Source organism: Butyrivibrio proteoclasticus B316, from assembly GCF_000145035.1.
Taxonomy (GTDB): domain Bacteria; phylum Bacillota; class Clostridia; order Lachnospirales; family Lachnospiraceae; genus Butyrivibrio; species Butyrivibrio proteoclasticus.
In genome coordinates, this window is record NC_014387.1 from 2,406,754 (window position 1) to 2,418,944 (window position 12,191).

11 protein-coding genes are annotated in these 12,191 nt (G+C 41.2%); 1 reads left to right on the forward strand and 10 read right to left on the reverse strand.

The genetic code is table 11. The features are described 5' to 3' along the window. Nucleotides 1–76: 76 nt before the first annotated feature. The 5 genes from BPR_RS10015 to BPR_RS10035 all read right to left on the reverse strand — a co-directional run bounded on the left by BPR_RS10015 (nucleotide 77) and on the right by BPR_RS10035 (nucleotide 7,130). Entirely contained in the window at nucleotides 77–1,036 is a 960-nt protein-coding gene (locus BPR_RS10015; protein WP_013281363.1) for a methyl-accepting chemotaxis protein, read from the reverse strand. A gap of 13 nt (nucleotides 1,037–1,049) precedes the next feature. Further along, nucleotides 1,050–2,105 carry an FIST signal transduction protein gene (locus BPR_RS10020; RefSeq protein ID WP_013281364.1) on the reverse strand — a complete coding sequence of 352 codons (1,056 nt, stop codon included), beginning with the start codon at nucleotides 2,103–2,105 and terminating at the stop codon, nucleotides 1,050–1,052. 129 nt (nucleotides 2,106–2,234) lie between these two features. Further along, nucleotides 2,235–4,298 (reverse strand): oxidoreductase, encoded by a 2,064-nt coding sequence (locus tag BPR_RS10025; protein WP_013281365.1) that lies wholly within the window; start codon nucleotides 4,296–4,298, stop codon nucleotides 2,235–2,237. Then, the gene (locus tag BPR_RS21465; protein ID WP_013281366.1) at nucleotides 4,282–5,118 is read right to left on the reverse strand and encodes a patatin-like phospholipase family protein; all 837 of its coding nucleotides are present in this window, start codon (nucleotides 5,116–5,118) and stop codon (nucleotides 4,282–4,284) included. The genes BPR_RS10025 and BPR_RS21465 overlap by 17 nt, the downstream gene beginning before the upstream one ends. A 116-nt stretch (nucleotides 5,119–5,234) precedes the next feature. Beyond that, a complete protein-coding gene (locus BPR_RS10035) occupies nucleotides 5,235–7,130 on the reverse strand; it encodes an EAL domain-containing protein (RefSeq protein WP_013281367.1) in 1,896 nt (631 codons plus the stop codon). 293 nt (nucleotides 7,131–7,423) lie between these two features. Here BPR_RS10035 and BPR_RS10040 point away from each other — a divergent pair, with 293 nt between their 5' ends. Beyond that, complete coding sequence (locus BPR_RS10040; RefSeq protein ID WP_013281368.1) at nucleotides 7,424–8,716, forward strand: PLP-dependent aminotransferase family protein; 1,293 nt, start codon at nucleotides 7,424–7,426, stop codon at nucleotides 8,714–8,716. 106 nt (nucleotides 8,717–8,822) lie between these two features. Here the strand turns inward: BPR_RS10040 and BPR_RS10045 are convergent, their stop codons facing one another. From BPR_RS10045 to BPR_RS10065, 5 genes are all read right to left on the reverse strand, one after another. Next, nucleotides 8,823–9,593, reverse strand: coding sequence for a hypothetical protein (locus BPR_RS10045; RefSeq protein ID WP_013281369.1), 771 nt, complete (start codon nucleotides 9,591–9,593; stop codon nucleotides 8,823–8,825). An 11-nt stretch (nucleotides 9,594–9,604) separates the two neighbouring features. Further along, nucleotides 9,605–10,264, reverse strand: coding sequence for a DUF4230 domain-containing protein (locus tag BPR_RS10050; protein ID WP_013281370.1), 660 nt, complete (start codon nucleotides 10,262–10,264; stop codon nucleotides 9,605–9,607). A 1-nt stretch (nucleotide 10,265) separates the two neighbouring features. After that, on the reverse strand, nucleotides 10,266–11,126 hold the full coding sequence (gene larE / locus BPR_RS10055) for an ATP-dependent sacrificial sulfur transferase LarE (protein ID WP_013281371.1): 861 nt from the start codon (nucleotides 11,124–11,126) through the stop codon (nucleotides 10,266–10,268). An 83-nt stretch (nucleotides 11,127–11,209) separates the two neighbouring features. Continuing rightward, a complete protein-coding gene (locus BPR_RS10060) occupies nucleotides 11,210–11,563 on the reverse strand; it encodes a response regulator (RefSeq protein ID WP_013281372.1) in 354 nt (117 codons plus the stop codon). Between the two features lie 47 nt (nucleotides 11,564–11,610). Continuing rightward, entirely contained in the window at nucleotides 11,611–12,189 is a 579-nt protein-coding gene (locus BPR_RS10065; protein ID WP_013281373.1) for a histidine phosphatase family protein, read from the reverse strand. Between the last annotated feature and the right edge of the window lie 2 nt (nucleotides 12,190–12,191).

Below are 12,191 nucleotides of genomic sequence, written 5' to 3' on the forward strand. Positions count from 1 at the left end.
CACATTTTTCCCAAAATAAAAGAAACTATCAGTATTTTACCACTGATAGTTCCTCAATGTTAGTACAAAAATATCTTTATTTTTCTTTTACGATAGGCTCAATCTGGGAGACAAGATTGTCTATGCTCTCGAAGACACTACTCTTGGTTGTGCCCATGGCATTGACTTTGTCGAGCTGAACAACCAGATCATCGAACTTTCTGTTGATGTCATCAAATCTGCCGCCGATTTTCTTAAGCTCATCTGATGCTACATCTGCAGTGTCTGCAATTTCCTGCTGAACTGCATTGGCACCGTTTGTGCTCTCGATGATCTCATCAAAGGTTGCATGCGTCTCTTCAACTTCCTGAAGACTCTTGTCCATTGCTGCTATTGAGTTTTCCATGCTGGCTGAGAGTTTCTCGCTTTCTGCACCGGCATTTGCAATTGAGGCATTAACCTGGTCTATCATAGTCTTGATCTCATCAGCAAGCTCTCTTACCTCAGTAGCAACTACGGCAAAGCCCTTTCCTGCTGCTCCTGCTCTTGCTGCCTCAATGGAAGCATTGAGAGCAAGAAGGTTTGTCTGTGATGCAATGCTGATGATCTTTTTCATGTAATCAGAAATCTGATCAACAGATTCCTTGAAGGTTTCAAAGCCCTGAGCCATCTCATCAAAGCTTGCTCTTACTTCATTTGAGCTGTTCTTAAGTTCATCTACCTTATCCTGAGCGTTATGAACACTGTTAAGGATATTGAGCTTAACATCCTCAAACTTGGATGCGCTCTGATTAACTGCATCAAACATCTCATTGAAGTTTTCCATGTCATTTCTAAGCTGTGTATTGCTATCAATAACATCATTTACAGCTTCGCCCATGTCATGGATTTCAGTGAGGGATGCAACCTCATTGTTTACCAGTTTTTTCTGGCAGTCCTTGATAGAGTCTGCGATGTAAACAAGTGATCTGGAACGCTCCTCGAAGTCGTTTATGGGATTCTTCTGAACTACTACAGGCTCGTCCGTATTCTTTTTACCAAACATATTCTCAAACATTTCTATCTCCTCATCATTCAAATACTACACATGTCATTGTCTGGTTAACAAACTGCGTATTGAAATGTTCTCCAAAACCAACAAGTCCGCAGCTGGTTCCAAGGGTTCCTATCTTACTAAGATATGAGCCAAGCTCACTTCTTTCTTTTAATACCAAATATCTGAATATGCAGTTAACTGAGTAAATAGCTGAAATATGTGAAAAATCATTTTTAATCTTGTTTACTGTAGACTGGGCTATTTCCATAGGATCTCTCATTTCAAGAAGTGTCAGGATATCCGAGTCGTTGATCTGTCTATACAGGATAAGACCATTTCCTGAAACGTCCTTAAGTGAAACAATACAGACATCATCACCCATCATCTTGCCAAACGGATTCTGGAAAGTCTGATCTACGATCTTACTCTCTGAAGCCCCTGTAAGTTCCATATAAACCTGCTTGGCAGGGCGTCCGTTAAGCTCTCCCAGATAATATTTGGACTTATCTGTCTTGGAGGCAATAAGCTGTTTATTGTCCTTAGGAACATAGATATTCTCTTTGTAAGTTTTAACTCTGCCACCCTCATTTTTGATGATGGCAAATACCATGGCATCTTCGTAAACTGTTCCATTTACTGCAACCTTACCAGCATCACCGGTTGCGCCCATAACCTGAAGGTTGTACTTTTTAACAAGGCCGCTTAAGGTTGTGAGAACTGCAGCGTCGTTACCTGTACAGAAGTCGATGATAGCTGTATTCTCTTTGCCCGGTTTAACGGACTCTATTGCTTTTTCTATTCTCGTAATGTACCTGGCCGGAGATACAGAAACCTTCTCCAATACTCCTGTGGCAACGTGTGCTCCATCCTTAAAGGCCATAACAGAAACACCATTTTCAAGGATGGCTGTGTCATAACCCATGGCAATGCAGCTGATACTAGGTACGCCGGGATATAACTTTTCAAGTTCCTTAACATTTTCCTCAAATCTGTCTGCAGAACTGGTCATAATAATAAGCTTAGCTGTTCCAAGACCCTTAACAGCATCTGCTACCTTTCCTGAAGCGCTTTTACCATAAAAGATATTCATAGTTTTCTGTTCTCCTGTTTATTAAAAAAAATAATAGAGTGCCACACAATAAATTGTAACACTCTATCGATAAGAAATTCTCTATATTAAGTATTAATAATTATTAAATTTAGATAAAACTTTTGACGGTTAAATACGCATAGCAACTTCATAGGCCCGCCATATTACACTTCGAAGATTTCCAACCTGCTTGCAGTCCCCAATGTAATCCATGTTACTTTCTCTCTCATTTTCCTTAACAACAGGATTGGGAATATATCCGGCACTGGAAATGACACTGTCACAGTCTATTGTAAATTCCTTGCCGTTTTTGTCTGCACATACTATGCAGTCTTCCCAAACCTCCTTGAGAGTAGTTTCAAGATATACAGGAACTCTGTACAGATCAAACCATTCCCTAAGGTATGAGCTGTTTGCAAGACATACACCCTTCTGAGAGATGATGTCATCCTTCATTTCAACTATCACAGGTGACTTGCCCTGAAGTGCAAGCTCATAAGCTATTTCGCACCCTGTAAGGCCGCCGCCAATAACCGCAACCTTATCGCCAACTTCCCTGCCGCGCAGGTATTCGCAGGCTTCTATCATAAGCTCATGTCCGGGTACAGACTTTAATATCCTTGGAACTGCACCTGTCGCGATTATTATGTCATGCTTGCCAAACTCTTTGACGCTTGTTATCTCTGTATTAAAGTGAATTTCTATTCCCAGGACATCCATCTGTCTGATGTACCATTTGAGAAGGTCCCTGAGCTTTCCCTTATAGGATTCAGCGCTTGCAGCAATAAAGGTTCCGCCAAGTTCATCAGTTTTTTCATAGATAACAGGTTCATGTCCACGCAGCTTTAGTACTCTGGCAGCCTCCATACCACCGATACCGCCGCCTATAATGATGACCTTCTTGGGGTGCCCTGTCTTTTTGATATGATGTTTGTCCTTCTGCATCGTTTCGGCGTTAACTGCACATCTGGCCAGGTGAAGACTGTCAGACAGGTCCTGATCATTAGGAACTCCTTTGTAATGGCACATGTTAAAGCAACCATTATGGCACAGGATACAAGGTCTAATGTCCTCTTGCCTATCTTCCATGAGCTTGGTGAGCCACTCAGTATCAGCAAGGAACTGTCTTGCAAAGCCGGCTCCGTCTATTCTTCCATCAGCCACAGCCTCTGCTGCCACTTTAGGATCCATTCTTCCGGCACATACTACAGGAATATCAACATATTTCCTGAGGGCCGCAACATCCTCAAGATTGCAGTTCTCAGGCATGTAAATTGGAGGATGTGCCCAATACCAGGCATCATAGGTTCCGTTATCGCAGTTGAGCATGTCATAGCCTGCATCCTGCAGGTATTTGGCAGCTCTTTTGCTCTCTTCAAAGTCACGTCCTACCTCGTCGTAGTCTTCCCCGGGAAGGGCTCCCTGTCTGAAGCCTCTGGTCTTGGAAATAACGCTGTAGCGAAGAGATACAGGAAAATCCTTGCCGCAGTTTTTCTTGATCTCCTGCACGATCTCGCAGGCAAAGCGGTACTTGTTCTCAAAGCTTCCGCCGTACTCATCAGTCCTCTTATTGACATAATCAAGTGTGAACTGATCGAGGAGATACCCTTCATGAACAGCGTGAACCTCTACTCCGTCAACTCCTGCTTCCTTGAGAAGCTTGGCAGTTTTGCCAAAAGCCGTTACATATTCGTGAATCTCTTCAACTGTAAGAGCTCTTGAAGGCACTACATCTGACCAGCGGTTTGGTGACTCGCTGGCTGAAGCTGTGATCTTATCAAGGTCCATTACAGGCTTACTCAGGACTCTTAGCAGTTTATTGGTATATAGTTTTTCCATCATGGGACTTATGGTAAAAGAGCGTCCAAAACCGGCAGTCAGCTGCACAAAGAGCTTAGCTCCTGTCTTGTGGAACTCTTTCATCCAAACTGCAAGATCCTGATACATTTTCTTATTTGTATACAGCCACTGTCCAAACATTGGATTATAAACCGGCTGGCATCCAGGGAGAACAAGACCTGCGTTATTTCTGGCTACTTCAAGAATGAAATCAGCCCCGGCCTTATCAAAATGGTTCTTTTCCATCCATCCAAGAAGATTGGTTCCTCCCATAGAAGTAAGAACGATTCTGTTCTTGATCTGACAATTACCTATTTTCCACGGAGTAAAAAGTGGCTCATATTCTTTGTTCATAACAATATTTTTCTCCCGCTTCTCTTCCAAGTTTATAGACTCTCTCTATCTGCGCAGGATCTTTTTCTACTGCGCTGATATTTAGAGGCTCTTCAGGTCTTATTACCCTGATCTTACCTTCTAGTTCCTGCTGCCTTATGTATTTCTTTTCCTCATTGTACATGATATAGCGTTCTTCCATGCACTTTATCATATTGGGATATTTCCTGAGCGACCATCTTACAAGAGGCATGTATTTCTGTTTGCCCTTGACATAGTCTATAGGCTGCGTCTCAACCACAAGAATGTCATCATAGCCCTGATCCTGCATGAACTTAAGAGGAATTGAATCAGATATTCCGCCGTCCAGATAAATGCCGCCATCTATCTCTACAGGCCTTGATACTATTGGCATTGACGCAGATGCCTGAATCCATTTTAGGTCTTCGTTCTCATTCTCAGTACATTTGTGATAAACAGGTTTACCTGTGCGAATATCCGTCGCCACACAGTAAAACTCCATCGGATTTTCGTAGAAAGTCTCCACATCCCACTTATCAAGCTTAAATGGCAGCTCGTCATAGCAAAAGGGAACATTGTAGATATCTCCCGTTGCGATCAGCGATCTGATACTGTGATAACGCGGATCACTGCAATACTTTTTGTTATATCTGTAGGCTCTTCCAATCTGCCTCGACTTAATATTACAGCCAAAGGTAGCTCCGGCCGATACTCCGACTGCCCCGTCAAAAGAGATATTTTTTTCCATGAGAACATCCAAAACGCCGCAGGTGAACATTCCCCGCATAGCGCCGCCCTCAAGAACCAGCCCTTTTTTCATACTACTGCTCCTAATAATTTGTATGCAAGCATCCATTCACTTGCCGGTCTTGTGCAACAAAAAGAGTAGCGTCTCCACTACTCTTTTAATCCCTCTTATAATGTTAATACAAAGACTCAGGCTTGTGAATATTTTTTGACAAATTCATCCAAAGGAAGAGGCTTGGAATAATAATACCCCTGAAGATATTTACATCCAATGTCTGTCATGCTCTGAGCCATTTCCTCGGTTTCTATTCCCTCTGCCGTTATTCCAAAGCCCATGTTTGCAAATGTTTTAACCATATTCGGAAGCAAAACATCAGGTTTACTGCAATAGTCCCAAACGATACTCACATCGAGCTTGATATTGATAAACGGGCACCTCTTAAGTCTTGTGAGGTTAGAATAGCCTTTCCCATAATCATCAAGTACAAAGTGAAAACCCAGGTCTTTGAGCTGATTAGTCTGATTGACTAAAAGCTGGTCATCAACCATAGCTTCCTCAGTTATCTCCAGATGTATAAACTTAGGTTCAATATTATACTCTCTTACATATTTCATAAGACTTTGGGCAAGATCTGCCTTCATAAACTGAACCGGGGACAGATTGAAATTGATCCATTTAAGTCCAAGCTCTTTTACCTTATTATCTCTAATGAACCTGCATAATTTAATGAACATCTGCTCGCCAATTTCATTAATTCGGCCATTATGCTCTGCTACAGGAATAAAAAGACCAGGTGAAATGTAGTTTCCTTCAGAATCCTTTATTCTGGCAAGGGTCTCTGCTCCACAAAGTTTTCCGGTAGAAGAATCAATGATCGGTTGAAGAAATACTTCGCAGGCATCGTGGTCTATAGCATACTCTATGGACTTTTTAATATCCATGTCTCTCTTTGCTTTTTCTGCAAAGGTATCGTCAATAACAATTAGTCCTTCTTTGTTAACCTTCTCTGCTTCGTTAAAGGTATTCTGAAGAAGGCTAGTCATGGTATCATATTCAATTTTCTTATTATGCGTATTTAATATCGCACAGCCAATATCAAGATAGAGTTCAGTATTATCAGCAATCCACGGAGAGCTAAATCTTTCCTGTAATATATCCCGTATACGCCCCGTATCAGCAAGATAATCGGTTATCAAACAGAATCTTCCATTTCTGGTATAGAAAGGCTTATAATTGGTAAATGTCTTTTTAATGTAGTCACCGATCAGGCATATGCCCTGGTCCATCTGACGCATTCCGTATAGTTCTCTCACATCCTTGTAATGGTGAATGACAAAAACAAATATCTTATATTTCTTATAACCGTTTATTTCCTCCAGATATTCCCTGAGAGCTTTGGAATTAAATATCCAGGTTTTTCCTTCAAGATAAAATTCCGGATTCATAAAGGACAGATAAGCGATAAGTAAACTAAGCAGGCAGAAGGTATCCATGAGAAGGTACTTTGGGAATAAGAGCCTGAAAATAGTCCCTATCAGAAGTATCGAATTGATCCATAGAACCGACCAAACTTCCTTTTTACCCTTTAGCTTATCTATGTTTGCCAAAACCGCCAAAAGGCTAAGGCCCAGATATATCCAGAATTCCACATATAATCCAAAGTATAAAGGTGCGCTGTGATATCCGGTCTCATCTATATAGTAGAATAGCTTTGTAATTGGCGTTGTAAGCACTAGTATTGTCACTACAAAAAATGGAAGCATTGAGACAAAATATATTCTTCTGTCATTGAGATAGGGAATATGCAGAACAGAAACCGTAAATGCAAAAAAGAAAAAGGCTCTGGCAAAAAAGCCGATGAAATATATATCATTTACAACATACAAAGTCCACGCAGAAAAATCCTGGTAGTTCATATCTGCCCAGGATGATACTATATCAAAAACCATTACTACGCATTCAACTCCGATCAGATGAATAAAAGTGTGATTCATTCTGATAGATATACGAGGTAGAACAAAATAGTAACCCATTATTACGCTAAGGATCAGCAAACTCGGGAAAACATAAGTGAAATCCCACATTTTTGGCACCTCTATTATATAGATGATTGTCAGTTTTTTCGTATATATCTTTTATTGTATTCGCTATTTCGATTTTTATTTCACACAATTATATCTTACTATACTTTAGTTGATAAGCACTATTTGTTTTTCAGATTTAATAGAAATCTTATAATTGTAATTTCACTCCTTTAACGTAATAAATTATGTTGCATTTTCCGGGGGCTACGTTGTAATATTGTCATAGTGTTTTTGGGACAAAATTTTTATAGGCTAGAAATCATAAAATAATTAGTTTTACGAGGAGACGGACTATGAAGAAATATGCAGAAATGAGCAAGCAGGAACTTGAGGATGAGATTGTTCAGCTCAAGGCTCAGTACAAGAAATTTCAGGAGATGGATTTGAACCTCAACATGGCAAGAGGTAAGCCATGCAGAGAACAGCTTGATCTGTCAATGGGGCTTATGGACGCCCTCAATTCAGAAGCAGATTTATCCTGTGAAGACGGAACAGACTGTCGTAACTATGGGGTTCTTACAGGTATTGATGAAGCCAAGGTTTTAATTGGTGCTATGATGGAGAACAAGCCTGAGAATATTATCATCTATGGAAACTCCTCGCTCAACGTAATGTACGATACAGTTTCAAGAGCTTATACTCACGGTATCATGGGTAACACTCCATGGTGCAAGCTCGATAAGGTTAAATTCCTCTGCCCTGTTCCAGGATATGACAGACACTTTGCCATTACTGAGTACTTTGGCATTGAGATGATCAATGTTGATATGACTCCTGAAGGCCCTGATATGGACAAGGTTGAAGAACTGGTATCTTCTGATGAATCTATAAAGGGTATCTGGTGTGTTCCCAAATACTCCAATCCTCAGGGATACTCCTACTCCGATGATACAGTAAGACGTTTTGCAAGACTAAAGCCCGCAGCCAAGGATTTCCGTATTTTCTGGGACAACGCTTACGGTATTCACCATCTCTATGACAACAATCAGGATTATCTTATTGAAATCCTTGAAGAGTGTAAGAAAGCCGGCAACCCGGATCTTGTATACAAATTTGCTTCTACTTCCAAGATCACCTTCCCGGGAAGTGGTATCGCAGCTCTTGCTACATCTCTTAATAACCTCGATGACATAAAGGCTCAGCTCACCAACCAGACCATAGGTCATGACAAGGTTAACCAGCTTCGTCACGTAAGATTCTTTGGTGATATAAATGGCATGAAAGCTCACATGAGAAAGCATGCAGAAATAATAAGACCCAAGTTTGAAGCCGTTCTTGAAATCCTCGACAGAGACCTTACTCCTTGCGGAATCGGCGACTGGACCAAGCCAAACGGCGGCTACTTCATCAGCTTTGACGCTCCTGAAGGTTGTGCCAAGGCAATCGTAGACAGAGCCAAGAAGGCAGGCGTTACAATGACTAACGCCGGAGCTACATATCCATACAAGAAGGATCCTCATGACAGCAATATCCGTATTGCTCCTACATATCCTTCACTTCCTGATCTCAGAACTGCCATGGATATCTTCACAGTATGCGTAAGACTTACTGCTGCTACTAAAATGCTTGCAGAAATCGCAGAGTAAAATAAGCCATCATTATTTTTCTAAAAATCAATAAGCATCAAATGCCTTGTTTCTACGCTACTTGGAGAAATCGGCATTTGATGCTTAATTTATTTAGGATATCATTTTATTTTCTTAGTTTATCAATGAGCTTATCTACCGAGCCGGTATCAAGTATGGTCACATTTGAGTTAAAGATTGTCTTTCCAAGCCAGATGAGAAATACAAATACCAGTACCGGAATTATGCAGGCTGTAACGAGCATTACTGCAAGTGCTTCCATAAGATCTCCGATAAATTTGGTGATCTTCTCGATAGTAGTATTGGTGAGTGTTGTAAGTTCTCCGATAAAACCACCCTCTGTCTCATCCTCTATCTCAAGATCATTATATTCCTCAACAGCATTATTAACTCTCTCTGCCTGAGTCTGATACACCATATCAGATAACATTACACTCGCCGGAACTATCAGAAATATGATAATGGCAAATATTGCAATCTTTCCGGATGTTCTCATCCAGCTGTCTTTGCCAAACAATATTGATGCTGCCAAAATGATACATGCAAGTGGGATCAGGAACGAAAAAGCCACATACCCCGTTATGCATATCATAAATTTCTCAAGGTACAAAGAGCTTAGTACTACCAGAAAGTACTTAGCAAGCTCTGCCAGCTGTTCAGCAAGTGGTGTACACATATCTCCGGGCAAAAGAGAAAGTGTAGCCGAAGTTGCAGCCGCTCCTCCCGAAAGAGTCATTACAGTAGATATTTTGTCCTCAGTCTGCTCAATTGAATGAGTGTGATTATCCGGATTTCCGGCCCATGGTGCAAGTCTTGTAAAAGATATTACAGCCAGCAGAATAAGAAGTACAGCCAGCGTTATTTTCTTAAGATTCATTTTCATCCTCCTTATTCGCAAATAACCTTGTACTGCGAAACTCCCTGATATTTACTGACAAAGTTATATACCAGTTCCTCTGCCCTTTCCTGAGCCCTGTCAAGAATACCATTTTCCAGAGCTTTATCTTTGGCAGCCTTCTCAAATTCAGATAAGGAGGAATTAAAGTCACTCATATCAAGCTTGTTCCACATTGACTCTTTTTCTGAATATGTCTTAAAAGAATCTTTGTCGATGATAACTGTCTGTATTTCTGCCTTGGGAACCTCTACCCTTATCACTTTATTTTCATCATCCTTGCGGATCTTGATCCTCTCAAAGTCAACTCCTGCAGTTACTGAGCCTTCATAGCTATATGCAAGTTCTGATGTAGCATCAAAGAATTTCAGTACCTTCTTTTCCTTGGTATAGGTCTCAACCTGGGTAAAATAATATTCCTGAGTGACCAAAAAGCCCATATCATCAAGGCCTTCCTCAATGATCTTGGTATCTATGGTTACTTTTACCTTGTCCTCCTTAGGCTTAAGAACCGCTGTCTGAGGTATTTCCTTTACAGTATCATCTGTCTTTTTATCCTTGAAATAACCGGCGCACAAAATGATCATTGCAAGGACAGAAATACCAATTATCACGCCATAAATGATATTCTGAGTCTTAGCTGATATCTTCATCTTATTTTTCCTTTCCTGATCCTGTAATAGACTTATCAAGCACAGCGTTCATGCTGCCCATCTGGTATCCCTGAAGGTCAAGTGTCACATAAGTAAAGCCAATTTCCTTAAATCTGGATGTAAGCTCTTTTCTCATATCAGTAGCCGCAAGCTTGTCTATTTCTTCCGCAGGAACTTCAATCCTTGCAAGATTACCATGAATGCGCACCCTTTCATTGACAAAACCTCTCTCAATCAGAAACTCCTCGGCCTTATCAACCATCTGCAATTTCTCAACAGTAATGTCTTCTCCATAGACAAATCTGGAGGCAAGACAAGCATAGGAGGGCTTACTCCAGGTAGGAAGACCAAGAGCTCTTGATATTTGTCTAATATCATCCTTAGTAAGCTCAGCTTGCCTTAAAGGGCTTGTAATCTCAAGCTCCTCCACAGCCCTTAGTCCCGGGCGATAGTCTCCAAGATCATCCATATTGGAACCTTCTGCAACGTACTCTATTCCATTTTCTGCAGCTATTCTCTTAATCTCAGAGAAAATCATATTCTTACAGTGATAACACCTATCCGGGGGATTATGCCTTACATTTTCCTTACTGAGAGGATCCACTTTACAGGTAAGCTGCCTGATACCGCGCTCGGCGCAGAAATCATGGGCTTCTCTAAGTTCCCTGTCCGGAACAAAAACAGCAGTGCATGTCACAGCAATAGCCTTATCTCCAAGTACATCGTGCGCTACCACCATTAATAGAGATGAGTCCACACCTCCGGAAAACCCTACTGCAAGTGATCCCAGACTTTTAATATATGCTCTGAGTTTATCCAGCTTAGCCTGAACATCTCCAGATAACTTATCATTAATCGACATATTGTTTTCCTTTCGGTTATGATCAGTTCTTTGTAGTCGTATATATTTTTAAAGCTGACCGGATACCATCCGATCAGCTCTGATCAACACATTCTGATTGCATATAAAATATCTTCATCCGTATAGGGCTTGGTAACTAAAGCTACTGCACCAGCCTTCCTGGCTTCTTCCTTTTCCTGATCCTGCCCTTCCTCTGCAATAAGAATAACTCTTGCATCCGGATCATGCTCTTTAATTTTCATAAGAGAATCAAGCCCGTTCATCTCCGGGATAGTAATATCCATAACTACTACATCAGGACTAAGCTTAACATATAATTCCAGTCCTTCTCTTCCATCTATGGCTTCACCTACAACCTCAAATCCAGAATGAGATATAAGATTTCTGATCATCTTGCGTGAAACTCTGGAATCATCTACTATCAGCACGCTCTTCATAAGCAAACCTCCCAAAATAGGCTGTGCGAAAATGATTTCGTATATAATTATATCACTTTTTGGTCAAGAAAAGTGTGCTTACCATTTACTGATTCATATACTCTTATCTCGCAGTTCTTGGGGCGTGGACGCCATACATAGCCTCTCCTTACATCTTCAAGGTAGCCCCTTATAACTCTTATGATCCCGCCGTGGCAGGCTACAAGCACGTTCTCATGATCCTGCGCTTCAAGTTCCGTAAAAAAGCTGCGAACCCTCTCAATCATCTGATCAGTAGTCTCTACTGTAGGCGGTGCCGGAAACACTTCAGGGAGCATCCAGTAGAGGTTCATGGGAAGCCCCATTGTAGCGTATGGCTTCTGCTCATACTTACCAAAATCCGTCTCTATGATCCTCTCATCTATGATTATCTTGGAGCGATCAACGCCGCCTATTATAGAAGCAGTTTCAATTGCCCTGTCAAGAGGACTGGCATAGACAGCATCAAATTTAACGTCTCCTATTAGCTCTCTTGCCGCCTTGGCCTGTGCTCTTCCTGTTTCATTAAGCGGAACGTCTGATCTTCCCTGCATGAGCTTCTGGGCATTAAGATCAGTCTGTCCATGTCTGGTAACCCATATCTTCATAA

What these genes read in the sequence shown, in the direction of transcription:
- BPR_RS10015 (WP_013281363.1), bottom strand. Translation starts at nt 1,036, where the DNA reads ATGTTTGAGAATATGTTTGGTAAAAAGAATACGGACGAGCCTGTAGTA.
- BPR_RS10020 (WP_013281364.1), bottom strand. Translation starts at nt 2,105, where the DNA reads ATGAATATCTTTTATGGTAAAAGCGCTTCAGGAAAGGTAGCAGATGCT.
- BPR_RS10025 (WP_013281365.1), bottom strand. Translation starts at nt 4,298, where the DNA reads ATGAACAAAGAATATGAGCCACTTTTTACTCCGTGGAAAATAGGTAAT.
- BPR_RS21465 (WP_013281366.1), bottom strand. Translation starts at nt 5,118, where the DNA reads ATGAAAAAAGGGCTGGTTCTTGAGGGCGGCGCTATGCGGGGAATGTTC.
- BPR_RS10035 (WP_013281367.1), bottom strand. Translation starts at nt 7,130, where the DNA reads ATGTGGGATTTCACTTATGTTTTCCCGAGTTTGCTGATCCTTAGCGTA.
- BPR_RS10040 (WP_013281368.1), top strand. Translation starts at nt 7,424, where the DNA reads ATGAAGAAATATGCAGAAATGAGCAAGCAGGAACTTGAGGATGAGATT.
- BPR_RS10045 (WP_013281369.1), bottom strand. Translation starts at nt 9,593, where the DNA reads ATGAATCTTAAGAAAATAACGCTGGCTGTACTTCTTATTCTGCTGGCT.
- BPR_RS10050 (WP_013281370.1), bottom strand. Translation starts at nt 10,264, where the DNA reads ATGAAGATATCAGCTAAGACTCAGAATATCATTTATGGCGTGATAATT.
- larE (WP_013281371.1), bottom strand. Translation starts at nt 11,126, where the DNA reads ATGTCGATTAATGATAAGTTATCTGGAGATGTTCAGGCTAAGCTGGAT.
- BPR_RS10060 (WP_013281372.1), bottom strand. Translation starts at nt 11,563, where the DNA reads ATGAAGAGCGTGCTGATAGTAGATGATTCCAGAGTTTCACGCAAGATG.
- BPR_RS10065 (WP_013281373.1), bottom strand. Translation starts at nt 12,189, where the DNA reads ATGAAGATATGGGTTACCAGACATGGACAGACTGATCTTAATGCCCAG.